The sequence below is a fragment of the Pseudarthrobacter arbutini genome (genome assembly GCF_054510915.1).
Genome location: NZ_JBTNDQ010000009.1, coordinates 138,757 through 163,850, shown reverse-complemented (window position 1 = coordinate 163,850; position 25,094 = coordinate 138,757). Strand labels below are relative to the sequence as shown.

The window sequence follows — 25,094 nt, the reverse complement described above, 5'->3', positions numbered from 1 at the left end:
CAACGATCGCCGCAATTCCGACTTCCGCAGCCATCCTGACGGCAAGCCGCCCAGCCGCCCAAATGTCCCACCCTGCAACGCCGCAGGCGAGGACAGAAGCGGGCACCAGCACCATCCATCCCGCACTCGGATGACATCGACTCTCTTCATGGAGGATTAACATGGCCACTCCCCAAGCAATGGCCCCCGTTGACGCAAAGCCCCCGGTGGGGCGCAAGGACATGTACAAGGCATTCGCGGCCAGCCTGACCGGAACTGCGCTGGAGTTCTACGACTTCGCCGTCTACTCCGCCGCGGCTGCGATCGTTTTCCCGCTTATCTTCTTCCCGGCCTCGGACCCGGTCACGGGTACCCTGCTGGCCTTCTCCACCTACGCCGTCGGTTACATTTCCCGTCCTGTTGGCGGCATCATCTTCGGCCGGCTCGGGGACGAGATCGGCCGCAAGAAGATCCTGGTCATCACGCTGATGCTGATCGGTGTGGCCACCTTCCTCATCGGCCTGCTGCCCACGTATGACAACATCGGCGTCATCGCCCCCGCCATCCTCGTGTTCCTCCGCTTCGCCCAGGGCGTTGGCGTCGGCGGCGAATGGGGCGGCGCGGTGCTGCTCTCCAGCGAATTCGGCGACCCGAACAAGCGCGGATTCTGGGCCTCTGCCGCACAGATCGGCCCGCCCGCCGGTAACCTCATGGCCAACGGTGCACTCGCCGTCCTCACCCTGACCCTGTCCGAAGAAGACTTCCTGAGCTTCGGCTGGCGCATCGCGTTCCTGATCTCCGCACTGCTGGTGGCCTTCGGCCTCTGGATCCGGCTCAAGCTCGAAGACACCCCCATCTTCAAGGCCATGGAAGCCCGGGGCGACAAGCCCAAGGCTCCCATCCGCGAGGTGCTTGCCACCCAGCGCCGGCCCCTCATCGCCGCCATGCTCAGCCGCATCGGCCCGGACGTTCTGTACGCCATGTGCACCGTCTTCACGCTCACCTACGGCATCCAGGAGCTCGGCTTCGACCGCGGCCAGGTTCTCGTCGCCGTCCTGATCGGGTCAGCCCTCCAGATCTTCACCATGCCGCTCGCCGGCGCCATCTCCGACCGCATCAACCGCCGCCTGGTCTACGGGATCGCCGCAGTTGGCGCCGCCGTCTGGGCCTACCTGTTCTTCATCGTCCTCGAAGGCCGGTCCCCGGTCATGCTGGTCGTGGGCATCGTGCTGGGCCTGCTCTGCCACTCGTTTATGTACGGACCGCAGGCAGCGTTCGTCGTCGAGCAGTTCTCGCCGCGGCTCCGCTCCACCGGCAGCTCACTGGCCTACACGTTCGCCGGCATCATCGGCGGCGCCATCGCCCCGTTTATGTTCACCCTCCTGCTGAGCACGTATGACAGCTGGGTCCCGGTGGCCATCTACCTCAGCGTCGCCTGCCTGCTGACCTTGGTGGGCCTGGCCCTGGGTCGCGACTCCAACGTTGCCGAGGATGAGGAATACCTGCAGAACGGGCAGGCAGCGGCTGAACTTGTTGAGTCCAAGTGAGCCAGCCACACGCCCTCCTGGCCCCCGCCGACGCGCGCCTGAAGTTCCGCAACGGCCTGGTCACCCCCACCTCCGGCTGGAGCGACGGCTACACCCAGGCGAACCTGATAGCGGTGACGGCCGACTACGCCGATGAATTCATCGAATTCTGCCGGCTGAACCCCAAAGCCTGCCCCGTCATCGACATCATTCCGGCGGGACAGTATGAAAGCGCCCTGGCGCCCGGCTCCGATATCCGCACCGATATCCCCGCCTACCGCGTGTGGGTGGACGGCGAACTGGCCGAGGAGGTCACCGACGTCGCGTCTGTCTGGCGCGACGACATGGTGGCCGTCCTCATCGGCTGCAGCTTCACCTTTGAAGCGGCGCTAGCCACTGCGGGGATCCCGCTGCGGCACACCGAAACCGGCCGCAACGTGCCCATGTACCGCACCACTGTGGAGTGCACCCCGGCGGGACGGATCCACGGCCCCATGGTGGTCTCCATGCGTCCCATGCTGCCCGAGCTGGTTGAAACCGCGGTCAGGGTCACGTCGGAAGTGCCGAAGGTCCACGGCAGCCCGGTTCACGTCGGGTCGCCGGAGGATCTGGGCATTGCCGACATCAACCGTCCCGACTTCGGGGATGCGGTGGAGATCCGGCCGGGGGAGGTGCCGGTTTTCTGGGCCTGCGGCGTGACACCGCAGAGCGCAGTGATGGCATCCAGGCCCTCCTTCGCCATCAGCCACGCTCCCGGGCACATGTTCATCACTGATGTTCCGGAAAGCACCTACCGGGAACCGGCGGGAGAGCCATCGTGAAGCGGAGACTTCCCGTGGCCGAGAAGCGGGCCCGCCGCGTCATCAACCTGTCGGTGCCACGCCAGCAGGCCACCGGCACACACTGCGAGCTGACCGGCGTCTGGCGGAGCCCCGCGGGGGCGAGCATTCAGCTCTACGAGGGCCAGCTCATTCCGAGCGATTCCGGCCGGCCCTGCGTCTGGACGTACGCAGGCCTCCCGGCAAACAAGACGGATTCGCGCGAGGCCCGCGTGGCCACTGCTGAACACCACAGACAGTAATTGCCGCAAACGTAAACGCAAGCGGACGACGGCGGGACCTCCCGTCGTCGTCCGCTTGCGTTAATCGGGGTGCTACGGCAGGCGCAGCACCTCGGCGGCCGCCACCAGATAGGGGACGGGATCCGGATCCGTCCCCGCGGCCCACCGCATCCAGGCCTCGAACGTAGCGCCCATGAACGCGGCGCACAGATACCCCGCCACATCCTCGTCGACGCCGGCCGAAACAAGGTACGCCCGTGCGCGCTCGCGCTGCGGCGCCAGGGACTCGTAACTCCGGCTGGCCAGCTCGGGATGTTCGGCGATCAGCCGCAGCGCGATGGCCGCCACGGCATCGGGATCAATCGTCACCGGGCGCATGGTGGAGCGCATCACCCTCAGCAACGTCTGGAAGGACCCACCATCGGACCGCTCACCTCACCGAGGCTTGGAATCCGGACCGTGGACGTAGGCGTGCCGCTGCTGTCCATGCACTCCTCCCGGGAACTCTGTGGCGCGGGAAGATCCGCACCGGCTGGCCACGGTCACGGAGTTGTTCTTCCGGACCGCGGCCACGGGGTCTGCGTAACCGGGTCTCGCCCGGCAGTCGGGTCAAGGTGTAGGTCTAGGCCGTTCCAGCCGCTGCATACACGCGAACCCAATCCACTCGCATCTCGCCAGCGCCATTAGCAGTGCTGTCTGGGAACCAGTCCAGTTGTAGCGTCTGGTGCATCGTACCGGGAGGCTGGTGCGCGGAGTTGTTGTCCTCAAACCACTTCACCCCATCGACGTAGCCGACGATCCCATTCGGAGACCAGTCAACCGCGTAGTTGTGGAACTGAGTAACGTCCAGAGCCCTGGACGCCGACGTCTGCGAGTTCGAACATCCATAGTGGTGGAAGAACGTGATGAGGTTCCAGTCACCAGTCGTCTCCGCGTAGTCAACTTCGCCGTCACAGGGCCAATTCTCACTATCCGGCCACAGGATGGACACCATATGGTACTCATTATCACCGGACCCGGCCGCACGGACTTCCCACCGCCCGTACTTCTGGTTTGCGAACTTCGCGCCCATTCCAGCGGTCGTGCCGTCCGGACTTCCAGTCATGACCATTTTGGAACCGTCCACGGTAACCTGCTGTGGACTCCGGACACCGTTGCCCGCGTGCCCGGCGCTGTTGTAAACAATCCACTTCGTGGCATCCGGCGCACCTGTGTAATTGAACTCGTCGCCAGTTACACGCGTGCCCCAACCATGGACTACGGCCGCCTCGGTAGGTGTTAACGTGTCAGGCGCGGTCGTAACGACCAGCCTTGGACGCAGGGCGGAAGAAGATTCCTTCGACTTGAATCCGATCCACTTCTGCGCGTTGCTTTCCAGCTTGAAGTTCTGCTCGCCACCCTTTGCGCTAACGCCCTTAGTAACATCCCATTCAACCCACGAGCCGGTAGCGAACCCGCCAGCCTTCCCCAGCCACGTCCCGCGTACTGGTGCGTTATTCCAAGTAACTCCCCTCTCGGTCCAGCCGCCAGACGTAGTGAAAACATCCACGAACTCAGTGGAAGTTGTGGATGCCTCCGAATATGCCCGCAGTTTAGCCGAAACAACATGTTCGCCAGCGGGAACTGGAACATTGAACCGTAGGAGTGTGTTCCGCCAGATGTTCGCACGGCCCTCTGTGGACAAACGGACGCTAGCCCCAAAGTTGGTAGTCGCCTTGTCCGCCTGTACGTATGTGTCTATGGTCGGCGAGATCGTCGTTGCGGCGCTTGCCGTTGTCGGAGTAATGATTGCGAACCCAACCAGAATGGATGATGCAACCGCTACGCATTTACGCCAGAACATCAGCCTGCCCCCTATCAAGCCTAAAAATCTTGTTGGACCCGCTGTCCCATGCGATTGTTACATCGCCGCCATTAGGAACAATCGGGAAGTTCGTGCCGGTCCATCCACGTCTCCGGGCTGCGGCGCAGCCGGTAGATGTGCCACCCGCTGCCGGACTTCCACATGTTGGCCCACCAGGTCCCGTCGTTCCACCACAGCTTTCTCTGTGACTTGTCCGACCTCGGCGGATTGGCAACGCCTGAATGACTGATGCTCTGATAGCCGTAATTGCCGGCGGCCCAAGCACCGCTGGAATTACCGAGCAGACTTGTAGTGTCGCTTGTGGCGAAGACGAGGGCTTTACTAAGTCAGCGGACGTAGCTTTCATATTCATCGCTGTTTCTACTGGGGATTTAAAGTATCCGATTGGGTTAAGCAAGCGTCGACCCAGAAACAACGACGGCTAAATGTAACTGCCAGATATGCGAAAGCGTAGACCAGGAGCGAAAGAATGCGCAACCGATCCCCTATACCTATGTCCAAGGAATGTGCGAAAACCCCTATGCCTAATTAGTGAACTGAACGATAACCCCTATGCCTAATTAGTGAACGGCGCCACCCAGAGATTCGCCCCCGACATCGCCACCGAACAGCAAGCCATCCTCGATGCCATCCACCACCCAAAACTCACGCACTAACACCTTCCTGCTCAGCGTCGACGGCACCAACATCAACGGCACCATCCTCGCGTCCGACGGCGGCTGGTCGGCGCTGTAGGGGAGTGGCACCCAACGCGAGCGGACGACGGCGGGTGCCTCCCGCCGTCGTCCGCTAAGTAATCTGCGACGCCCCCGATCTGCTGCGCACGTGCCTTGGGGATAGGGTCCACGCGGAAGACCTGGCCGTCACTCGGGTGTTACGTAAGCGCCTGAAATGCCGCCGTCAACCAGGAAGGTCGAGGCGGTGATGAAGGATGAATCGTCGCTGGCGAGGAAGGCGACTGCTGCTGCCAGTTCTTCCGGTTCAGCGAACCTGCCCAAGGGAACGTGGACGAGGCGGCGGGCTGCCTTTTCGGGATCCTTGGCGAAGAGTTCCTTCAGCAGGGGCGTGTTGACGGGTCCCGGGCAGAGTGCGTTGACCCGGATTCCCTGTCGGGCGAATTCGACGCCGAGTTCCCGGCTCATGGCCAGCACTCCGCCCTTGGATGCGCTGTAGGAGATCTGCGAGGTGGCAGCACCCATGACCGCAACGAACGACGCAGTATTGATGATTGAGCCCTTGCCTTGTGCCTGCATGTAAGGGAGGGCGTATTTGCAGCAGTAGAAAACGGAGGTCAGGTTTACTTCCTGGACTCTGCGCCACGCATCGATTCCTGTATCGATGATTGAGGCATCGTCTGCCGGCGAAATTCCGGCGTTGTTGAAGCTGATGTCCACGCTTCCGTACGTTTCATTGGTGACGGCGTAGAGGTTCTTCACTTCCTCTTCGCTGGTGACATCCACCTTCACATAGAGGCCGCCCACCTCGTCGGCGGCCCGCTGCCCAGCGGTTGGGTCCAGATCTGCGATGACTACATGAGCCCCTTCTGCGGCGAAGCGGCGAGCTGTTGCGAGCCCGATCCCGCTGGCGCCGCCGGTGATGACAGCGCTGCGTCCCTTGAGGCGGTTGGAAATTACTTCAATCATTTTTTCTTCCTTTTGTGGTGAGGACGTTATGGGTTGGTGGAGATGAAGACGTTTTTTGTTTCGGTGAACGCGTTCAGGGCGTCCGGGCCGAGTTCCCGTCCGAGTCCTGACTGCTTGAATCCGCCAAAGGGTGTGGAGTAGCGCACCGAGGAGTGGGAGTTGACTGAAAGGTTTCCCGACTCGAGTCCCCGGGCCATCCTCAGCGCCTGACCGATGTCACGTGTCCAGATGGATCCGGACAGGCCGTAGATCGAGTCATTCGCCAGGCGGAGTGCGTCGGCTTCGTCCTTGAAGGGAACGACTGCCACGACGGGGCCGAAGATCTCCTCATGCATTACCCTGTCCTCTCGGGAGGGCGTAAGAACGGTGGGGGGGAACCAAAACCCTTTTCCGTCCGGCGCGGATCCCTGGAAAGCCACAGATGAGCCGTCCGGGACGAAGCCGGAGACTGTGCGGTGTTGGGCTGCGGAAATCAGCGGCCCCATGAACGAAGCCTCGTCGCTGGGGTCGCCCACTCGCAGGGCTTTCACTACGGGTTCCAGGAGCTCGAGGAATTTTTCATAGACGCTGTCCTGGACCAGGATTCTGGAGCGGGAGCAGCAGTCCTGTCCGGCGTTGTCAAAAGCGCCTCCGGGTGCTGCTGCGGCAGCGGCTTCGAGGTCCGAATCCGCGAAGATGATGTTGGCGCTCTTGCCGCCCAGCTCCAGGGTGACGGGCTTGACCTGCTCAGCGCAGCCGGCCATGATCCGCTTACCGACGCCGGTTGAACCGGTGAAGACAACCTTCCGCACTGCCGGATGGGTGACGAAGCGTTCCCCGACGACTGAGCCCTTGCCGGGGATGATCTGCAGGACTCCTTCGGGCAGGCCTGCCTCCCTTGCCAGCTGTCCGAGCCGGATGGCAGTCATGGGAGTCAGTTCCGCCGGTTTCAGAACGACAGTGTTGCCAGCGGCAAGGGCGGGGGCGAAGCCCCACGCGGCAATGGGCATGGGGAAGTTCCACGGGACGATTACCCCAACGACCCCGAGGGGTTCGTTGAAGGTGATGTTGACCCCTCCAGCTACTGGAATCTGCTGGCCAAGGTGCCTTTCGGGGGCTGCGGAGTAGTACGTCAGGACATCGCGGACATTCCCTGCTTCCCACCGGGCGTTACCGATGGTGTGCCCGGCGTTGCGTACCTCCAGCTGGGCGAGATTTTCCAGGTCGGCGTCTACTGCCGCAGCAAACCTGCGCAGCAGGAGAGCCCGGTCTGCAGGGGCAACATGGCGCCAGGTCTCGAATGCCTGGACGGCTTTTTCGATTGCCCTGTCAGTGTCCCCAAGTGTTGCAAGGGTTATGGTCTCGATTACCTCTTCCGTTGCCGGATTCAGTACGTCAAACGTGCTGGTGGACATTGCCCGGGCTCTCCGTTCGATTTTTGCGGTAGTTGGTTGCAGCCTCAATGAACCCATTGAAAAGCCGGAGGTCGTTGGGATTCTGTTCCGGGTGGAATTGGACACCTAGTGCCCAACCGCCCGTTGCCGTTTCGAGGGCTTCCACCGTGCCGTCGGCCGCCGCCGCCGTGACGGAAAGGCCGTCAGCGATGCGGTCCATGGCCTGGTGGTGGTAACAGGGTGCGCTGGCCGATGCTCCCAGCAGATGCCGGCTGATGCTGCCCGGCGCCGTCGTGAACTCCACGTTGCCGTACACACCCGGCGCCGGTTGGTAGTCCGCCTCCGGGTTCACATCGGGGATGTGCTGAATCAGCGACCCGCCCATGGCGACATTGAGGATCTGGGCTCCCCGGCAGATGGCGAAAAGGGGGACTTCGGCGTCCAAAGCTGCCTTGGTCAGGGCGATATCGTGCACGTCCCTGGCCGGTTGGGCGCGGGTGAGCCGGTGGGGCTGCGCCCCGTACTGTTCCGGGCCCACGTCGCTGCCTCCGGAGATGATCAGTCCGTCCAGGACCTCCACGATCGATGGGTCAGTGCCGACGGGCGGCAACAGGACAGGAGTGCCGCCGGCAGCGACGACCGCCTGGACGTAGGTTCCCGGCAGAACTGCCGCATCCGCTGTCCAAACGCCCCAGGAAGCCTGCTGAAAGTAGGTTGTCAGCCCGATCCGTGGGCGGTAGCTATCAGAGCCGTTCAAAGACACGCTTGCGCTCCCAGTCCGTTACTGCGCTGTCAAAAGCCTTCAGCTCGACATCTGCTGCGAAGACGTAGTGGTCCACAACTTCATCGCCGAAGGATTTGCGTGCAATCTCGCTGTTGGTCAGCAGGGCACGGGAGTCCCGCAGGTTGGTGGGTATGCGATCTGCGTCGGACTGGTAGGCGTTACCTGTCATGATCGGTTCGAGGGGGAGCTCATTCTCGATACCGTGGATGGCGGCGGCGATAAGCGCGGCGGCTGCGAGATAAGGGTTGACGTCCCCGCCTCCAACGCGGTTTTCCACCCGAAGGCTGGGACCGCGGCCGACGATGCGCAGTGCACAACTACGGTTGTCCAGCCCCCAAGCGATGGCTGTGGGAGCGAAGCTGCCTTCTACGAAGCGTTTGTAGGAATTGATGTTCGGGGCGACGAAGTAGGCCAGCTCCTTCAGTCCGGCGAGTTGGCCTGCGATGAAGTGCTCCATGACAGGGCTGAAGCCATGCTCGCCATCCCCGGCCAGGACCGGATGCCCGTCCAGGTCGGTCAAGCTGAAGTGGATATGGCAGGAACTGCCTTCACGTTCGTTGTACTTCGCCATGAACGTAATGCTCTTGCCCTGTTGGGCGGCGATTTCCTTGGCCCCGTTTTTGTAGAAGACGTGGTTGTCGCACGCAGTAAGCGCTTCTGCGTATCGGAACGTGATTTCCTGCTGGCCCAGGTTGCACTCGCCCTTGGAAGATTCAACGACCAGGCCTGCCTTTTCCATGCCCGTTCGAATGCTTCGGATGACCGGTTCCAGTCTTGCTGTGGCCAGGAGGGAGTAGTCCACGTTGTAGCGGGTTGAGGGCGTGAGTCCCTCGTACTTCTTGTCCCATGCTTCTTCGTAGCTGTCATCAAACATGATGAATTCGAGCTCTGTGCCGATATGGGCGCGGTATCCCAGGGCCTCCAGGCGTTCGATCTGCGCGCGCAGGATCTGGCGTGGGGACTGGGAGACGGGGCGGCCGTCCAGCCAGAAGATATCGCACTGGATCATGGCAGTGCCTTCCAGCCACGGCACCCGGCGCAGGGTGGCGACGTCGGGCCGCATCACCATGTCTCCATAGCCGTTCGCCCACGAGGACATGGAGTACCCGTCAATGGTGTTCATCTCCACATCCACGCTGAGTAGGTAGTTGCAGCCTTCGGCCCCGTGCCCCAGCACGTCTTCGAGGAAAGACCTTGCCCCGCAGCGTTTACCCTGCAGGCGTCCCATGGAATCGGTGATGGCAACGACAACGGTGTCGATGTCACCGGACGCGACCAGGTCCCTCAGCTCATCGACGCCGAGTTGGCCTTGCGCGGACGTACCGGTTGTTTGATTCGTCATTTGATTTCCGTAACTTTGATCGTATTTATGAGAGAAATTTATGGACCGTGACGGGACGCGTGTCAGCTCTTGAGTTCGGCCTCGGCTGCAGCCAACTGCGCGAATTCCTCTTCGGGAGCGCCTGCAACGATGCGGTGCCGGCTGTAGAACCAGTAGTAGAGGAGCGCTGCGCCGAAGATTGCAGCTGTTAGGGATGCCGCGAATACGTCGACCACGAATGTTGCGACGACCGCGACGGCAGCAAGGACCAGCGCGATTGAGGTGGTGGCGACCCCTCCGGGTGTCCGGTAACCGCGGGGCAGGTCCGGTTCCTTCCTCCTCAGCACAATGTGCGAGAGGTTCAGGAGGACATAGGAGACTGTTGCACCAAAGACGGCAATGTTGATCAGGAGTGCGCCGTCACCGGTTATTGCCGCCAGCAAGAAGCCGATTGAGCCAGGGACGATCAGTGCCCAATAAGGGGTCCGCCGTTTGCCTGTCAGGGACAGCCATTTGGGAAGATACCCTGCCCGGGACAGCGCGAAGAGCTGGCGGGAATAGGCATAAATGATGGAGAAGAAGCTGGCTACGAGCCCGGCGAGGCCAGCATAGTTGACGAAGTCTGCCAGGAAAGTGTTGCCACCGTACGCCAGGCGCAGGGCCTCCGGGAGGGGGTTATCGGATTCACTCATTGCGGCTGACCCTGCGGCCCCCGGAACGAGTACGAGCATCAGGGCCCCGAAGACAACCAGGATCACAACAGCGACCATGATGCCCCGCGGCATGTCCTTCTTCGGATTGGCCGTCTCCTCAGCGGCCAGGGGAACCCCTTCGACTGCAAGGAAGAACCAGATGCCATACACGAGTGCACCGACGGCGCCGCTGATTCCCATCGGGAGAAAAGCGCTCGAGGTGGGCGAGCCGTCAGGGACTATGTCAAAGAGGTTCTGGGCGTTGAAATGTGGGATCAGGCCCACGACGACGGCGGCCAGGGCGACGACGGCGACTGCGGTGATGCCGAAGATCATCTTGAGAGCCTCTCCCACTCCGCGGAGATGGATGCCCACAAAAACAGCGTAGGTCACCAGATACACCGGCCAAGAGTTGGTCAGGCCAAAGAGTCCCAGCGCTTCAACGTAGCCGCCAATGAAGATGGCTATCGCAGCTGGCGCAACGGCGTATTCAATGAGCACGGCCATCCCGGTGGCGAATCCGCCCAAGGGGCCCAGTGCGCGACGGGCGAAGCCATATCCGGCGCCTGTGGCAGGAAGCGCCGAGGATAGCTCGGCGAGTCCGAAAGCCATGCAGGTGTACATGACGCCCATGAGAACAAATGCGATGAGGAGACCGCCCCAGCCGCCTTGGGCGAGGCCGAGGTTCCACCCTGCGAAGTCGCCGGAGATGACATAAGCAACTCCGAGTCCGGCAAGCAGGATCCACCCCGCGGCCCCGCGTTTCAGTTGCCGGTGCTGGAGATATCGCTTGTCGTCGGTAGGCTGGGCTGAATCAGAGGATGCCACTGTTAGTTCCCATCGTCCAAGGTTATTGGTATGAAATAAGACCATAAACTCGTTACAGTGTGTGGCAGATCACGAGCACGGTCAAGGGGTTCCTTGATGTCGGCCAACTTTTCCTCGGTTCAACCGTGCTTCCGGCCGGCGCGGCGGTTTTTCCCGCTTCAATGGGCCCCCTGCCATAGGCCTGTTTTTGGACCGATTAGGATAAGCGTATGGAAGAGGAACTGCTCGGAAACCCCGCACCGATTCTCCGCCCGGTCCGGCACGGCAACGCCTTCGAGGAGACCATCGAACGCTTGCTCCAGAACATCAAACTCGGTCTGTTCGGTGTAGGGACCAAGCTGCCAGCTGAGCGGGAACTTGCCGAGACGCTGGGCGTATCGCGCGCCACCCTGCGGGATGCCCTGGCCGAGCTGCAGAAGGCCGGATACGTTGAAGTTCAGCGCGGCCGCTATGGAGGAACGTACGTGTGCAGCCGGCCCCCTGCAGGTTCGGGGTCCTACCCGGAACTCGATCCGGCCGAGGTAGACGACGTCCTAACCTTTCGCGGCGTACTCGAGCCGGCGGCCGCATCCTTGGCGGCCAGGGCGACGTTATCACCTGCCCAGCGCGGTCACCTGCTGAGGTCTTTGGCCGAGGTGGCCAGTGCGCCTGCGAATCTGTACCGGCCGAAGGACGCAAGATTCCATGTGGCGATCGCAGAAGTGGCAGGGTCGCCAAGCCTTGCGCTCGCGGTGGCGGATGTCCGCTCAAAGGTAAGTGACCTGCTGGACCGGATACCTCTTATCCAACCCAACCTGGAACATTCCAACCGGCAGCACCAGGAAATCGTGGACGCCATACTCCGGGGCGACGATGAGGCAGCCTTCAAGGCGGCGCAAGATCATCTGCAGGGAACAGCGTCGCTGCTACATGGATTCCTCGGACATTCCCAGCCTGAGGTTTCCCCTCAATCGACTGCACCACAGCGTTGAGTTGACACGGCTTCCCCGCTGAAACTCCTAAAAGTATCGCGGAGGACGTCCGCCTGGGCCTTGAGCGGACGATGGCGGGAGGTCCCGCCGTCGTCCGCTCTACTTGTTTCGAAGCTTAGGGTCAACGATCTCTGTCCGGATCACTGTCGCCAGCGTCTGGACCGTTGTGGTGATCCCGGTATTCCGCTTGATTTCCTTGCGGATGATGTCCAGCACCGAGTCGGACAGGATGACGTCCAGCAGCGCATCCGGCGATGTTGCCGCGCGGTGCTTCCACAGCTCATCGATCCGACGGCGCTTGAGCGCCTCTCGGTGGAGGAAGAACATTTTGTCCGCTTTTGCCTCCAGCGATTCAGGGCCGAGGAGGTCAACCTCGAAAGCGAGATTCAAAATCACGGGGAGCCCACCGGTCAGGTGATAGGCCTGCCAAACCTGGCCGTTGGTGAGGATCATCCATTCCACACCCTCGTTGACCGCATACATTTGGACCTGGCGAAGGTGGCGCTCATTGAGTTTCTGGCTCACCCGTTTGACCTCTATGAAGGCAATCAGCTGCTTGTCAATTCTGACGCCGTAGTCCGCGAAATCCTGCCTGACCATGTATTCGGTGGTCAGGTCGCGGAATTTGTCATAGCCCAAACCCTCGCAGAGCATGTCCGTAATCAAAAGGCGGGTGTCGCCCTCATTGGCATCACGGGTAAGGAGATCGTGGAGTGGTTTGGTGAATCGCTGAACGGCATCTTTAACCTGCTCATGGGCCTCGGACTCCCACTTCGGTCCCTTGGCAATGGGGGGAGCGGGTTTGATCTCCGCGATGACTGTGACGGCTTCGGCGTCGTGGCTGCTTCCGTGTTCCGTGTCCGGGGAAAGGACCGCCACGAGGCTTACTTCCATCACCGGCGGCGCCGGCGCGTCGGCTGAATTTTCGTCGGGTGGAACGACTTGGAGAGCGTGGGCCGCACGCACGGGACGCGACAATTCGTCGGGGAGCTGGACATGTGGGTCCACAACACCAAAAGCCGCTTGTTTCAACAGCCACTGGATTGTCGGCAACCATGGCTCGACGGCCTCCCTGCTTACTCCCGGGGCCTCGACGGTCCTGGCCGCGGAGATGGCCTCCAGATCGGCGATACGCGGAACAAGGTGGCCCTGCCCGGCTGCCTCCGTCGCCCACTGGGACAGCACCTGCAGACGCGCCTGATACTTGACGTCAGTCATTTTTCCCCCAATATTGAATTCGATTCGCACTGAACATTAATTTCACGTGAATGTCCAGTAAAAGCCGTCCTGCGTTTGAAATACGCCCAATTAGACGAGACGATACACGGCCGCCTTGTCCGGCCCCGCCCGCGCCACGACTCCAATTCGAACTCAAAGTGCCGCACGCGAAGTGTTCTTGAACGCCTCTGGCTGGTCGTCGGTTATTCCGGTCGTAGCGCCAGTCCATGCCTTCGCTGGGTCTTTGCTCCTGCCGCCAGCGTCAGGCGGCTTCGCCATCACCTCGATTCCGGCTAGGATCGCTCTCGAACCCGCCTGATCGGCATGGTCCGCGTCCTCACCCCCCAACTAACTTCACATGTACGCACGGAACTAGCGCACGGCCGGAGTCGTTGGGACCTGAGAACACGAGTATTCAAACTAGCTGGAGGTTGAGAAAATTATGGGATTGAGCTTGCAGAAGGGCCAGTCGCTGTCGCTGACCAAAAAAGACGGCGGTTCGCTCACTAAGACCAAGATGGGGCTGGGCTGGGACTCGGCGGCCCCGGTCAAGAAGGGCTTTTTCGGAAAGGCCAAGTCCGTGGAGGTCGACCTCGATGCGTCGGCCATTTTCTTCGACGCGGCCGGCAAGTCGCTGGATCAGGTCTGGTACAACCAGCTGCAGAGCAAAGACGGCTCCACGCGTCATACCGGGGACAACCTGACGGGCGACGGCGACGGCGATGACGAGACCATCCTGGTCAATTTGGAGCTCGTCTCCCCGGCCGTGGCACACATCGTCTTCGTCATCAGCAGCTACACCGGCCAGACCTTCGACCAGGTGCAGAATGCCTTCTGCCGGCTGGTGGACGACTCCACGCCAGGAAGCCCGGAAATTGCCAAGTACCAGCTGACCGACTCGGGGACCCATTCGGCCATGATCATGTCCAAAGTATCCCGTGACGGCGCGGGCTGGACCTTTAAGGCCATCGGGGAGCGGGCCCAGGGCCGCTCGGTCGCGGATCTGATCGCACCAGCTGCCGCCGTCCTCTAGTCGTTCAAAGGATCCCTTATTGTGTCGAGCTTGACCCTTACCAAAGGCAATAATCTCTCACTCACCAAGGCCGATCCGGGGCTGGAACGGGCCCTGATCGGCCTGGGCTGGGATCCGCGGACCACCAGCGGCGAAGCCTTCGACCTGGACGCTTCGGCTCTCATCGTCGGGGCGGACGGCAAGGTCCGGTCCCAGGACGACTTCATCTTCTACAACCAACTCCAGGCCAAAGATGGTTCGGTAGTCCACCTGGGCGACAACCGCAGCGGTGTGGGCGACGGCGACGACGAACAGATCCTGATCGACCTCAGCCTGATCGCAACAGATGTGGACCGCGTGGTCATCGTTGTGTCCATAGACCGGGCGGATCCCCGCGGCCAGAACTTCGGCCAGATCCGTGGCGCGTACTGCCGTGTGCTGAACCAGGACACGGACCAGGAAGTGGTCCGCTACGATTTGAGCGAGGACGCGGCACCTGAAACGTCAATGATTTTCGCCGAGATTTACTGCAACCGTGCCGAATGGAAGTTCCGGGCGGTTGGCCAAGGCTATGCCACGGGCCTCCACGGCATCGCCACCGACTTCGGCATCTCGCTGGACTAGTTCGCAAGACCGATTCAACACGAAGGAATGGTACAAACATGGCAGGACTAACCCTTACCAAAGGCAGCAATCTGTCCCTGACGAAGAGCGCACCAGGTCTGTCGAAGGCTGTGGTGGGGCTGGGCTGGGACCCGCGTACGACGACGGGTGAGCCTTTCGACCTCGACGCTTCTGCCCTCCTGGTGGCGGCGGACGGCAAGGTCCGGTCCTCCGCGGACTTCATTTTCTACAACCAGCCCGCTGCCGCGGACGGCTCCGTCAGCCACCTGGGGGATAACCGGTCCGGCGAAGGCGCTGGCGACGACGAACAGATCCTGATCGATCTCTCCCTGGTTGCGGCCGACGTCGAGCGCGTTGTCATTGTGGTCTCCATCGACCAGGGAGAAACGCGCGGCCAGAACTTCGGCCAGGTGCGCAGCGCCTACTGCCGCGTGATCAACCAGGTCGACGACAAGGAAATCGTCCGCTACGACCTGAGCGAGGACGCAGCGCCCGAAACGTCGATGATTTTCGCTGAGGTCTACCGCAACAACGGGGACTGGAAGTTCAAGGCCGTCGGACAGGGCTACGCCACCGGACTCGCCGGGATCGCCAAGGACTTCGGCGTCGACCTTAGCTGATTCGTGTTCCGGACTGACGTCCGGAACTGACTGCATCCGCTCCGCATCGTTTCCACCTGAGGTGGTGTCCCGGTTGCTTGTAACCGGGACACCACCGCTCTCTCGAAAAGGCAGCATCATGAATTCTCCGTTGACTCCCCCCGACGCCGCAGAGGCTTCATTGGTGCTTCAGGCTCCGGACGCCCCTGCCATAGTCCAGCCCGAAGACGCTCCCGGCATGGTGCCGGTCCCCGACGAACGAAGGGCCGAGATCAATCAGCAGGCCAGGGAGTTCGTGGCCGGCCTGGCCCAACTGGACGCGCGCAGCCCGGAGTTCTCCGCACAGGTCGATGGCATCAACAAGATCGGCAGCGCCGAGATCACAGCGTCCAGCAACTCGTCCAGCAGGCTGCTGGAGCGTTCCTCGACGTCCATTGCCGGCGCCAAGAAGTCCGGGAGCAGCGCCCAGGTTGCGGTGGCCAACACCCTGGGTGAGCTGCGCAGCACGGTGGAGGACCTCACTCCCAACGCGGCAAATATGAGCGTGGGCAAGAAGATCCTGGGCTTCATCCCCGGCGGCAACAAGCTGGCCAAGTACTTCCAGAAATACGAGTCGGCGCAGACCCAGCTGAACCAGATCATCAAGTCCCTGATGACGGGCCAGGACGAGTTGCTCAAGGACAATGCCAGCCTGGCCAACGAAAAAATCCAGCTCTGGGAAACGATGCAGGCCCTGAGCGAATATGCCGTCTTCGCGAAGGCGCTGGATGCCGCCTGCGTGGAGAAGATCGACTCCACCCGCGCCGCCGGGCAGATTGCCGAGGCGCAGAAGATGGAGGCGGACGTCCTGTTCCCCGTTCGCCAGCGCCACCAGGACATCCTGACCCAGCTTGCTGTCTCGGTGCAAGGGTACCTGGCGATGGACCTGATCCGTAAGAACAACGTTGAACTGATCAAGGGTGTGGAGCGGGCGCGGACCACCACCATCTCTGCCCTGCGCACGGCGGTGATCGTGGCCCAGGCCCTGGCCAACCAGAAGATGGTCCTGGACCAGATCGATGCCGTCAATACCACCACCAACAACATGATCCTGAGCACCAGCGAAATGCTCAAGGACCAGACTTCCCGAATCCACCAGCAGGCTTCCAGCTCCGGGGTCAGTGTGGAGACGCTGCAGAAGGCCTTCGACAATGTCTTCGCCACGATGGATGCCATCGACACCTTCCGGTCGGAGGCGGCCAAGAACATGGAGAGCACCGTCGGGGCCCTCGAAGCCAGCGTGCTGAAGGCCAAGCCGTACCTGGAACGCGCGCGGCAGGGCCAGACAGACTAAGTGACGGCGGAAAGCAGCAGGCGGTAACGCAGTGATTGGTAAGTTCATCGGCTCCCTGTTCGGCGGCGCCCCCGTGCCGGGCATCACCGAACAGGCTCCCGAGCCAACGGCCGACGCCGAGATGGCGCAGACCGCCGGATCCTTGGACAACCTGCGCAGCGCCATCCGGCGGGCCGGCGCTGAGCTGCCGACGTCGGTGTCCTCGCAGTTGCGCCAAATCGACGATGTGCTGCGCCCGCTGGTGAGCCATATGGCCGAGCAGGGGGCTTCGATGGAGCAGCAGGTGCTGTTGAATTCCATCGTTTGCAGCTACATCCCGGATCCCCTGCGCACGTATCTGGCGCTCCCGGACAGTGCCAGGACTGAGGAGTCCGGGCCGACGCGGCTGCTGGCGGAACAGTTCGCCACGCTCGAGGAAATAGCTCGTGACCTGGCCAATCAGGTGCGGATCGGTGCCATTGCCGAGCTGTCCACCCACGGCCGGTTCCTCGAGGATAAGTTCGCGCCGTCCAGCCTTCGTCTGGAAGGCCGCTGATGGGCAATCTTGTGGCCGGGGCCAACGCCGCGCTGACGGCCGAGAACCCGGGACTGAGCAAGATCCTGGTCGGCTTGGGCTGGCAGTCCATCCCCAGCCGGGGGCCCCAGTCCGAGCTGGTTCCCCTGGCGATCATGTGCGACGCCGGCGGCCGGGCCGTCTCGAACGATCACCTGGTATTTTTCAACCAGATCGCCAGCCCGGAGGGCTCGATGGCCTTCGCCGGCACCGACGACCAGGAGCAGATCGACGTCGACCTGTCCCTGGTGCCGGCCAGCGTCGCCAAGATTACGTTCATTGTCTATGTGGACCCCGATCTCCGCGGCCCCGGCACCTTCTCCGCCATCCGCGGCCAGTACATCAGGGTGGCCACCGCACAGAATCAGGAGCTGGTGCGCTTCGACATTCCCCAGTCCCCGCAGGACAACATCACCGCCATGATGTTCGGCGAACTGTACCGCCACCGCGAGGACTGGAAGTTCCGTGCCCTGGGCCAGGGCTACACCACCGGCCTGCGCGGCGTGGCAGCCGACTTCCGGTTCGATGTCTAAGCCATGTCTCTGAACAGGTCCAGCATCCGCACGGACATCACCTACCTCAGCCGGCGAGTCAAGCCGGCCGCCCGCGCTGAAACATCCGCCCCAGCATCAGGGGCCGCGGCCACATCCGCCCCTGCACCCGCCTCGGCGACAGCTCCGCCGTCGTCGGCTGTTTCCCCCGCGGCCGCCCCGTCGCTGTCCCTGAGCCGATCCTCCGCGCCCGCCTCCCCAGCAGCAGCCACCTCAGCCGCGCCCCCATCGGCCGGAGCCCGGCCGATGGCCGCGGCCCGGCCCACCAGGCTGTTTCCGGCTCCTGGCATCGGCGCGACGCGGCTGCTCGATGCCCAGACGCCGATGATCCGCCTTGACCCGCGCCAGTCAGCGATCGGCAGCCTGCTGGTGACCGGGGCAACCTCGGCGGCATGGGAAAGCTCCGAGCGCGTGACCGGGGCCATGACCGTTGATGGCGCGGTCTCCGGCACTTCCGTCAGGTGTTCGGGAAACCGCCCGCTGGTGGGCTACGTGGACGGGACGGCCGTGGTGGCGCTGCGGCATATCCGCGAACTGCGCCGGGCGCTCTTTGTCGCACCGTATGCGGCCCCTCTGACCGTGGAGATCTTCGACGGCGGCACCGTCACGCTGCCCGCAGCTGAAGGGGAGCCTAGATACATCCTGTCCCTGGCCGCGATCGATGGAGTCATCGAGCTGCGCGCCGAACCGGTGCCGGACAGCGCCGACGCTTCCTTGCTTTGGCAGGAATTTGGCTTTTCCATGACCACCCAAGCTGCCGCCCGCCGGCAGGGACGCTGACGGGACGGCATGCGCCATTTCAGTTTTCTTACCGACGAGCATGCCTCGCGCCTGTTTCACATCGCTCCGCAGGAGCTGAGCCTGGGCTCCGCTCCCGCTCTGCTGGCCGTGGCCCTGGGCGCCACGCTCTACACTCCGGCGGACCGCCCGAACCTGGCCCAGGATATCCGCAAACAGGCGGCCCGCGGCTGCCTGAGCATGGTGATCTGCCTTGAGGATTCCATCGCCGATGATGCGGTGGACTCCGCCGAGACCAACGTTGTGGACACGCTGACCCGGCTGCATGCCGGTTCCGCCGGGCCGCGCCGCGGGAGCGGCACCGGCAGCGACCCCGAAACCGCCTTCCACCCCGAAGAGGGCCCGTTGCTGTTCCTCCGGGTCCGGACCCCGGAGCAGATGCTGAGCCTGGCCCGCCGCTGCGGCGAGGCCCTGGACCTGCTGATGGGCTTTGTCATTCCGAAGTTTGAGAATGAGACCGGCCAGGCGCAGCGGTTCCTGGATGCCCTGCATAACATCAACGCTTCCCGTGGGGGCGGCCGCAGGCTGCGGATCATGCCCATCTTGGAATCGCCGGCCATGATCCACGGCGAGACCCGGGCCAGGACCTTGACCGGGATCTGCGACCTGCTGCAAGCCAACCGGGAGGATGTTCTGGCGGTCCGCGTGGGCGCCACGGACATGTCCAGTGCTTTCGGCCTGCGCCGTTCCCGGGACCTGACCATCTATGACGTCAAGGTGGTAGCCTCCGTGATCGGGGACATCGTCAATATGCTGGGCCGGCCGGACAACGGATTCGTGATCTCCGGCCCGGTCTGGGAGCACTACAGCAACAGCGAGCGGGTGCTGCGCCCCCTGTTGCGGCGCACTCCCTTCGCCGACGCCAACGAGATGCCCCTTCGCGATCGGATCCTGACGGCCAACCTCGACGGGCTGATCCGCGAAATCGAACTGGACCTGGCCAACGGGCTGCTGGGCAAGACGGTCATCCACCCCACCCATGTCCCGCTGGTCCACGCCATGTGCGTCGTCAGCCACGAGGAATACGTGGACGCACAGGAGATTGCCGGCAAGAACGGCGGCGGCGCCTCGGCCTCGCCGTACGGCAACAAGATGAATGAGATGAAGCCCCATCAGGCCTGGGCCGGCCAGACGCTGCTGCGTGCCGCAGCCTTCGGCGTTGCCGCCGAGAACATCACCTACGTTGACCTTCTGGAAGCGAGCATGAATTGAGCCAGCACCCCTGGACCGGCGGCTTTGTGCGGGACGCGCTCGGCGTCGGCATCAAGACGGACCACTCCGCTAGCCTGCTGCCGGTCGAGGACCTGGTGGGACTGGCACTGCGGCGCAATCCCAAGCGGGCCCATCTGCTGGTGTCCCAGGTGTTGGGCAAACACGTCCCGTCGGAACCCGGGCTGGTCATGGCCGCCGGTGAGCTGCTGGGGGTGCTCGTCGGGGAGGCGCTGTCCGCCTCCCCGGCATCACTGCCGGCCGCTCGGACCGTTGCTGCCGGGCTCGCCGCGGTCCTGCGAGGGGAAACGCACGACGGCGGCCGGCGAGCCGCGTTGCAGAGCCTCCGGCGGCAGCTCGCCGGGTTGAAGTCCCGCAACCCGCAGATCATTACCATCGGCTACGCGGAGACGGCCACCGGGCTGGGACGGCTTGTGGCCGACACCATCGGCTCGTATTACATCCATTCATCCCGGCACGCCCCGGCGGGCGCCGCCGCCTACGGGTCCTTCGAGGAATCACATTCGCACGCCACCTCACACCGGCTGCTCCCCACGGATCCGCGGCGCCTGAACGCCCCTGAACCGGTGGTGCTGGTCGACGACGAACTCAGCACCGGGGCCACGATCATCAACACCATTACCGAACTCCACGCCCTGGCGCCCCATCCCAGCTACACGGTGGCCGCGCTCGTGGACCTGCGGACACCGGGCGACCGGGCCAGGTTCGACGAACTGGCGGAAAGGCTCGGAACCCGCATCCGGGTGGTGGCCCTGGGCACGGGGCAGATCACCCTGGGCGCGGACATTCTTCAGCGTGCCGAGGACGTGGTGGCGGCACTGCCGCAGGCGCCGGCAACCCCGGAGGAGGCATCCGGAACGGTGACCTTCCTCAACGCCGGGGGCGCTGTCCGGAGCGACCGGTTCGGCAACGGCGGTTCCCCCTCGGCGGCCATGCTGGCCGACATCGGGGCATCGATCCAGCAAGTGCTTCCGCAGGGGGCAATCGATGAACCCGTCCTGGTCCTGGGCAGCGAGGAGTTCATCCACGTGCCCCTGGCCGTTGCCGATGAGCTGGACCGGCTGAATCCGGACCGCGTCGTCCGGTTCTCCACCACCACCCGATCCCCGATTGTCGCCCTTGACCGCCCGGATTACGCCATCAACAGCAGTGTTCAGTTCGCCAGCCATGACACCACTGTGGACGGGCCCGGTGTGCGCTTCGCCCACAATGTTTCCCCCGCCGGCCGCAGATTCGGCACGATCGTCCTGATGCCCGAACCCGGAACCACCGCGGATGTCCTCTCGGGTCCCGGCAGCGTATCGGAGGTGCTCAGCGCCGTCTGCCGCGCGGTCGTCGTCGTCCTCCTGCCCGCCTCGCCCGTCCTCCCGGCGCCGCTGGCCGGACCGGCGTTCGGGTCCTACGCGCCGGACGATGTCACGTGGCTGCTGAAGGACATCGGCGATGCGGCGCTGGAAGCGCCGGCGGAAGATCGTGAAGCCGCGATGCAATCGGGCCGGGGGAGCTATGCAGAATCCCTGCCGATCGAATATTCGCCCTCGCAGGAGTACCAGCAGCTGTACCGGGACGCCTTGGACCGCTCCTCCGCGCGCGTCGCGCAGGCCGTGGGCACCGTGACCGAGATGGCGCTGGCCGCGCGCCGGAACCGGCCTGTGTTGGTTTCCCTGGCCAGGGCCGGCACACCGGTCGGTATCCTGATGCGCCGCTGGGCGCAGCAGATCCACGGCATCGACCTGCCCCACTACACCATGAGCATCGTGCGCGGCGTCGGCCTGGACCAGACGGCGCTGCGATACCTGGCCGCCCACCATGACCCGGAGCAGATCCTCTTTGTGGACGGCTGGACCGGAAAAGGCGCGATCACCCGCGAACTCTCGGCCGCCGTCGACCGCTTCGCCGAAACCGATGGTGTTGCCTTCCCGAAGGACCTCGCCGTGCTCGCCGATCCCGGGCACTGCGCCGACATGTACGGCACGCGCGAGGACTACCTCATCCCCTCCGCCTGCCTGAACTCGACCGTGTCCGGGCTCGTGTCCCGCACGGTCCTCAACACGGAGTTCATCGGCCCGTACGACTTCCACGGGGCCAAGTTTTACCACCAGCTGCGCGGTGACGACGTTTCACGGGATTTCCTGGCCGCCGTCTCCGCCCATTTCCCAGCCGTCGAAGCGTCCGCCCGGGCAGCAGCCAGGGCCCTGATGGCCGCGGACCGGACGCCCACCTGGGCGGGCAGGCTCGCCGTGGAAAGCCTTGGCCGGGTACACGGGATCGACGACCTGAACCTCGTCAAACCCGGAGTCGGCGAGACAACCCGGGTGCTGCTGCGCAGGGTGCCGTGGAAAGTCCTGGTGCGTCCAGATGCCGCACCCGAGATAGCCCACATCCTGCTGCTGGCCCAGCAGCGCGGCGTACCGGTGCTGGAGGTGCCGGACCTGCCCTTCAGCTGCGTGGGGCTCATCGAGCCGACGTTCAGCGGGGTATCGGATGCCGATGGAGTTCCTGCGGCGGCCGCCCTGTGAATTCCGTCCTGGTGGCCTCGGACCTTGACCGGACCCTCATCTATTCCGCGAAGGCCTTCTTCCTGGACGTCCCCGACCACCTGGCACCGGACATGGTGGTTGCGGAGCTCCACGAGGGGGTGCCGATCTCGTTTATGACCCGCACCGCCGAGCGGCTGCTGCTCGAACTGACGCGGACAACCATTTTCGTCCCGGTGACCACCCGGACCGAGGCCCAGTACCGGCGGGTCCGGCTGCCCGGAGCCGTGCCTGAATACGCGGTCACCACCAACGGCGGTGTCCTGCTCAAGAACGGCCAGCGGGACATCGAGTGGCAGGCCACAGTGGGGCAACGGGTTTCGGAAGGCTCCGCACCGCTGGCCGTCATCGAGGAGTTTCTTTCCCGGGAGGCCTACCGGTCCTGGATCCTCCGGCTGCGCCGGGCCGAAGAACTCTTCCTCTACGCCATGGTGGACCGGGAGGTTATGCCCGCGGAATTCGTGCGGGAGCTGGACGCATGGTGTGCCTCGCTCGGCTGGACGGTGTCCGTGCAGGGCCGCAAGCTCTACTGCGTACCGCACGCGGTGACGAAAAACAGCGCCGTCGCAGAAGTCGCCCGGCGGACTGGGGCCTCCCGGGTGATCGCCGCCGGGGATTCGCTGCTGGACGGTCCGATGCTGGCCGAAGCCGACGTCGCCTTCCGGCCCGCCCACGGAGAACTCGCCGACGTCGACTTCCGCAGGGATCACCTGCGCGTCACCGATGCCCGCGGCATCCTGGCAGGCGAAGAAATCTCCCGGCGCATACATGCGCTGGTCCAGCTCTAGGCAGGCGTCTACAGGCGGCCGCCTGCCCGGCCTTGGACACCGTCCCCCTATTTCCGCAGCATCCATTGCCTGGCCGCAGTTCGCGGGTTCACTATGGATGGGAACGGGACGGCCGGCTCGGTCCGGAGCGCTCACCGCTTGACGGCTCAAGGGAGAGTCCATGGACAGCACCGGTTTTATTTCCCCGAACCGACGTTCGCTGCTGAAGGCGGCCGGGATTGGGGCGGCCAGTATTGCCGCCATACCCCTCCTGTCCTCCTGCACCGGCGAACCCGCGCGGCTGGCGTCATCGGCGTCGCCAGCACTGCTCCCCGCCCCGCCGGGACAGATCGAACCACTGCTGGACCGGGCGAAAGTTACAAACGCCTTGGCCAAGCTCGACGGACTGGTCCGGGACGCCATGGAGAGCACCGGGCTGCCGGGGATGGCCGTAGCCGTGGTGTATCGGGACGAGGTGGTGTACTCCAAGGGCTTTGGGGTCCGGGAAGTCGGTATGCCGGAGGAGATCGGTCCTGACACGGTGTTCCAGGTGGCTTCTGTGTCCAAGCCGCTGGCGTCCACAGTGGTGGCAGGGTTGGTGGGGCAGCAGGTCATCAACTGGACCGACGCCGTCATTGAACACAATCAGAACTTCGCGCTCAAGGATGACTACGTCACGCGGAATGCGAGCTTTGCCGATCTGCTCTCTCACCGCAGTGGGCTGAAAACGAGTTCGGGTGATCTGCTGGAGGACCTCGGATTCGATCGGGCGTACATCCTTGGCCACCTCCATCAGGAGCCCCTTGATACGTTCCGGTCCAGCTACAACTACAGCAATTTCGGCTACACGGAAGCCGGCCAGGCAGCAACCGATGCGATGGAAACGACCTGGGAAGATCTGGCCGACGAGGTCCTGTTCCGGAAGCTGGGCATGTCCGCCAGCAGTTACCGTCATTCGGACTATGAGAAAGCCACAAACAAGGCCGTTCTCCACGTGCCGCTCGGGAACAAGGAGTGGGCAGCGAAATACCGCCGCAACGCCGATCCCCAGGCTCCGGCCGGCGGCGCGAGCTCGTCGGTGCGGGACCTGGCCCAGTGGCTCCGGCTGCAGCTCGGAACCGGCAGTTACGAGGGCAAACCCGTTATTGATCCGGCTGCCCTCCAAACAACCCACGTTCCCCATATAGTCTCCGGCCCGGCATCGGCTCCGGCTGCCCGGTCCCGTTTCTACGGCCTGGGCTGGAACGTCTCCTACGACGACCAGGCCCGCGTCCAGCTGGGACACTCCGGGGCATTTAATCTTGGCGCAGCCACCGCCGTCTCGATGCTTCCGGGTGAACAACTGGCCATAGTAGTCCTGACCAACGGGCGCCCACAGGGGATTCCTGAAGCAATCGCCGCTGGCTTTCTGGATGCAGCCCAGCACGGATCGCCCACGGTCGATTGGCTGGCGTTCACCGCCGGCGTCTTCAAACAAATCGATGAGTCCGAGAAGCCTGAGGTCGACTACACCAAGACTCCGGCTGCCCCCACTCCTCCCCGGACAAACAGTGCCTACACAGGCACCTATGACAACTCCTACTATGGCCAGCTTGTGGTGCTCGAAGACGGCGGGAAACTGGCCATGAGACTGGGACCGCCGGGCAGTCCCACGACTTTCCCGCTGACCCACTTTGACGGCGACACATTCAGCTTCGAATCCATCGGAGAGAACGCCAACGGCCTGGCCGGTGCGCTGTTTGAAGGAGCAGGCAGCGGCTCCTCGCCAAGTGTCACCCTGGACTTTTACGACAGAACCGGGCTGGGGACATTCACGCGGGCCTCGTAAGGC

At 63.5% G+C, this 25,094-nt stretch carries 23 protein-coding genes and 1 pseudogene; 16 read left to right on the top strand and 8 right to left on the bottom strand.

Features of this window, described 5'->3' with window-relative positions:
* Positions 1-161: 161 nt before the first annotated feature.
* From ACX80V_RS12225 to ACX80V_RS12215, 3 genes are read left to right on the top strand one after another with little or no spacing between them, the layout of a single operon-like run.
* Positions 162-1,526 (top strand): MFS transporter, encoded by a 1,365-nt coding sequence (locus tag ACX80V_RS12225; protein ID WP_485843348.1) that lies wholly within the window; start codon positions 162-164, stop codon positions 1,524-1,526.
* Positions 1,523-2,326, top strand: coding sequence for a putative hydro-lyase (locus ACX80V_RS12220; RefSeq protein WP_485843347.1), 804 nt, complete (start codon positions 1,523-1,525; stop codon positions 2,324-2,326). Before ACX80V_RS12225 ends, ACX80V_RS12220 begins: the two co-directional genes overlap by 4 nt.
* A complete protein-coding gene (locus ACX80V_RS12215; protein WP_485843346.1) occupies positions 2,323-2,586 on the top strand; it encodes a hypothetical protein in 264 nt (87 codons plus the stop codon). The genes ACX80V_RS12220 and ACX80V_RS12215 overlap by 4 nt, the downstream gene beginning before the upstream one ends.
* A 72-nt stretch (positions 2,587-2,658) precedes the next feature.
* On the opposite strand, the gene ACX80V_RS12210 is transcribed toward ACX80V_RS12215, so the two are convergent.
* Positions 2,659-2,934: a hypothetical protein gene (locus tag ACX80V_RS12210; protein ID WP_485843390.1), complete on the bottom strand. Its 276-nt coding sequence runs from the start codon at positions 2,932-2,934 to the stop codon at positions 2,659-2,661.
* 42 nt (positions 2,935-2,976) lie between these two features.
* Here ACX80V_RS12210 and ACX80V_RS12205 point away from each other — a divergent pair.
* Positions 2,977-3,151 (top strand): annotated as a pseudogene (locus ACX80V_RS12205) (M18 family aminopeptidase); the annotation flags it as partial.
* A 36-nt stretch (positions 3,152-3,187) separates the two neighbouring features.
* Here ACX80V_RS12205 and ACX80V_RS12200 read toward each other — a convergent pair.
* From ACX80V_RS12200 to eat, 6 genes are all read right to left on the bottom strand, one after another.
* Positions 3,188-4,408, bottom strand: coding sequence for a CBM96 family carbohydrate-binding protein (locus tag ACX80V_RS12200; protein ID WP_485843345.1), 1,221 nt, complete (start codon positions 4,406-4,408; stop codon positions 3,188-3,190).
* An 884-nt stretch (positions 4,409-5,292) separates the two neighbouring features.
* Positions 5,293-6,072 (bottom strand): 3-oxoacyl-ACP reductase, encoded by a 780-nt coding sequence (locus ACX80V_RS12195; protein ID WP_056340975.1) that lies wholly within the window; start codon positions 6,070-6,072, stop codon positions 5,293-5,295.
* Positions 6,073-6,098: 26 nt separating this feature from the next.
* Positions 6,099-7,466, bottom strand: a complete 1,368-nt coding sequence (locus ACX80V_RS12190) for an aldehyde dehydrogenase family protein (RefSeq protein WP_485843344.1) — start codon at positions 7,464-7,466, stop codon at positions 6,099-6,101.
* Positions 7,447-8,208: a gamma-glutamyl-gamma-aminobutyrate hydrolase family protein gene (locus ACX80V_RS12185; protein ID WP_485843343.1), complete on the bottom strand. Its 762-nt coding sequence runs from the start codon at positions 8,206-8,208 to the stop codon at positions 7,447-7,449. The genes ACX80V_RS12190 and ACX80V_RS12185 overlap by 20 nt, the downstream gene beginning before the upstream one ends.
* Complete coding sequence (locus tag ACX80V_RS12180) at positions 8,189-9,571, bottom strand: glutamine synthetase family protein (RefSeq protein ID WP_485843342.1); 1,383 nt, start codon at positions 9,569-9,571, stop codon at positions 8,189-8,191. Before ACX80V_RS12180 ends, ACX80V_RS12185 begins: the two co-directional genes overlap by 20 nt.
* Before the next feature lie 62 nt (positions 9,572-9,633).
* Complete coding sequence (gene eat, locus ACX80V_RS12175; RefSeq protein ID WP_485843341.1) at positions 9,634-11,070, bottom strand: ethanolamine permease; 1,437 nt, start codon at positions 11,068-11,070, stop codon at positions 9,634-9,636.
* 209 nt (positions 11,071-11,279) lie between these two features.
* On the opposite strand from eat, the gene ACX80V_RS12170 reads away from it, so the two are divergent.
* On the top strand, positions 11,280-12,041 hold the full coding sequence (locus ACX80V_RS12170) for a FadR/GntR family transcriptional regulator (protein WP_485843340.1): 762 nt from the start codon (positions 11,280-11,282) through the stop codon (positions 12,039-12,041).
* Positions 12,042-12,140: 99 nt separating this feature from the next.
* Here ACX80V_RS12170 and ACX80V_RS12165 read toward each other — a convergent pair whose 3' ends face one another.
* A complete protein-coding gene (locus ACX80V_RS12165) occupies positions 12,141-13,259 on the bottom strand; it encodes a type I restriction enzyme HsdR N-terminal domain-containing protein (RefSeq protein ID WP_485843339.1) in 1,119 nt (372 codons plus the stop codon).
* Between the two features lie 442 nt (positions 13,260-13,701).
* On the opposite strand from ACX80V_RS12165, the gene ACX80V_RS12160 reads away from it, so the two are divergent.
* From ACX80V_RS12160 to ACX80V_RS12110, 11 genes are all read left to right on the top strand, one after another.
* Positions 13,702-14,292, top strand: coding sequence for a TerD family protein (locus ACX80V_RS12160; protein ID WP_252568464.1), 591 nt, complete (start codon positions 13,702-13,704; stop codon positions 14,290-14,292).
* A gap of 21 nt (positions 14,293-14,313) precedes the next feature.
* Positions 14,314-14,895: a TerD family protein gene (locus tag ACX80V_RS12155; protein ID WP_485843338.1), complete on the top strand. Its 582-nt coding sequence runs from the start codon at positions 14,314-14,316 to the stop codon at positions 14,893-14,895.
* 38 nt (positions 14,896-14,933) lie between these two features.
* A complete protein-coding gene (locus ACX80V_RS12150) occupies positions 14,934-15,515 on the top strand; it encodes a TerD family protein (RefSeq protein WP_248763928.1) in 582 nt (193 codons plus the stop codon).
* 118 nt (positions 15,516-15,633) lie between these two features.
* The gene (locus tag ACX80V_RS12145) at positions 15,634-16,827 is read left to right on the top strand and encodes a toxic anion resistance protein (RefSeq protein ID WP_485843337.1); all 1,194 of its coding nucleotides are present in this window, start codon (positions 15,634-15,636) and stop codon (positions 16,825-16,827) included.
* 31 nt (positions 16,828-16,858) lie between these two features.
* Positions 16,859-17,362, top strand: a complete 504-nt coding sequence (locus ACX80V_RS12140; protein ID WP_485838255.1) for a hypothetical protein — start codon at positions 16,859-16,861, stop codon at positions 17,360-17,362.
* Positions 17,362-17,913 (top strand): TerD family protein, encoded by a 552-nt coding sequence (locus tag ACX80V_RS12135; protein WP_485843336.1) that lies wholly within the window; start codon positions 17,362-17,364, stop codon positions 17,911-17,913. The genes ACX80V_RS12140 and ACX80V_RS12135 overlap by 1 nt, the downstream gene beginning before the upstream one ends.
* A gap of 3 nt (positions 17,914-17,916) precedes the next feature.
* Positions 17,917-18,711, top strand: coding sequence for a hypothetical protein (locus ACX80V_RS12130; RefSeq protein ID WP_485843335.1), 795 nt, complete (start codon positions 17,917-17,919; stop codon positions 18,709-18,711).
* 9 nt (positions 18,712-18,720) lie between these two features.
* Positions 18,721-19,941 carry an HpcH/HpaI aldolase/citrate lyase family protein gene (locus ACX80V_RS12125; protein WP_485843334.1) on the top strand — a complete coding sequence of 407 codons (1,221 nt, stop codon included), beginning with the start codon at positions 18,721-18,723 and terminating at the stop codon, positions 19,939-19,941.
* Complete coding sequence (locus ACX80V_RS12120; protein ID WP_485843333.1) at positions 19,938-22,478, top strand: phosphoribosyltransferase domain-containing protein; 2,541 nt, start codon at positions 19,938-19,940, stop codon at positions 22,476-22,478. Before ACX80V_RS12125 ends, ACX80V_RS12120 begins: the two co-directional genes overlap by 4 nt.
* Entirely contained in the window at positions 22,475-23,284 is an 810-nt protein-coding gene (locus tag ACX80V_RS12115) for an HAD family hydrolase (RefSeq protein WP_485843332.1), read from the top strand. The genes ACX80V_RS12120 and ACX80V_RS12115 overlap by 4 nt, the downstream gene beginning before the upstream one ends.
* A gap of 160 nt (positions 23,285-23,444) precedes the next feature.
* Entirely contained in the window at positions 23,445-25,091 is a 1,647-nt protein-coding gene (locus ACX80V_RS12110; protein ID WP_485843331.1) for a serine hydrolase, read from the top strand.
* Positions 25,092-25,094 lie beyond the last annotated feature (3 nt).

What these genes read in the sequence shown, in the direction of transcription:
- ACX80V_RS12135 (WP_485843336.1), top strand. Translation starts at nt 17,362, where the DNA reads ATGGGCAATCTTGTGGCCGGGGCCAACGCCGCGCTGACGGCCGAGAAC.
- ACX80V_RS12225 (WP_485843348.1), top strand. Translation starts at nt 162, where the DNA reads ATGGCCACTCCCCAAGCAATGGCCCCCGTTGACGCAAAGCCCCCGGTG.
- ACX80V_RS12190 (WP_485843344.1), bottom strand. Translation starts at nt 7,466, where the DNA reads ATGTCCACCAGCACGTTTGACGTACTGAATCCGGCAACGGAAGAGGTA.
- ACX80V_RS12150 (WP_248763928.1), top strand. Translation starts at nt 14,934, where the DNA reads ATGGCAGGACTAACCCTTACCAAAGGCAGCAATCTGTCCCTGACGAAG.
- ACX80V_RS12130 (WP_485843335.1), top strand. Translation starts at nt 17,917, where the DNA reads ATGTCTCTGAACAGGTCCAGCATCCGCACGGACATCACCTACCTCAGC.
- ACX80V_RS12180 (WP_485843342.1), bottom strand. Translation starts at nt 9,571, where the DNA reads ATGACGAATCAAACAACCGGTACGTCCGCGCAAGGCCAACTCGGCGTC.
- ACX80V_RS12170 (WP_485843340.1), top strand. Translation starts at nt 11,280, where the DNA reads ATGGAAGAGGAACTGCTCGGAAACCCCGCACCGATTCTCCGCCCGGTC.
- ACX80V_RS12200 (WP_485843345.1), bottom strand. Translation starts at nt 4,408, where the DNA reads ATGTTCTGGCGTAAATGCGTAGCGGTTGCATCATCCATTCTGGTTGGG.
- ACX80V_RS12125 (WP_485843334.1), top strand. Translation starts at nt 18,721, where the DNA reads ATGCGCCATTTCAGTTTTCTTACCGACGAGCATGCCTCGCGCCTGTTT.
- ACX80V_RS12195 (WP_056340975.1), bottom strand. Translation starts at nt 6,072, where the DNA reads ATGATTGAAGTAATTTCCAACCGCCTCAAGGGACGCAGCGCTGTCATC.
- ACX80V_RS12160 (WP_252568464.1), top strand. Translation starts at nt 13,702, where the DNA reads ATGGGATTGAGCTTGCAGAAGGGCCAGTCGCTGTCGCTGACCAAAAAA.
- ACX80V_RS12145 (WP_485843337.1), top strand. Translation starts at nt 15,634, where the DNA reads ATGAATTCTCCGTTGACTCCCCCCGACGCCGCAGAGGCTTCATTGGTG.
- ACX80V_RS12110 (WP_485843331.1), top strand. Translation starts at nt 23,445, where the DNA reads ATGGACAGCACCGGTTTTATTTCCCCGAACCGACGTTCGCTGCTGAAG.
- ACX80V_RS12165 (WP_485843339.1), bottom strand. Translation starts at nt 13,259, where the DNA reads ATGACTGACGTCAAGTATCAGGCGCGTCTGCAGGTGCTGTCCCAGTGG.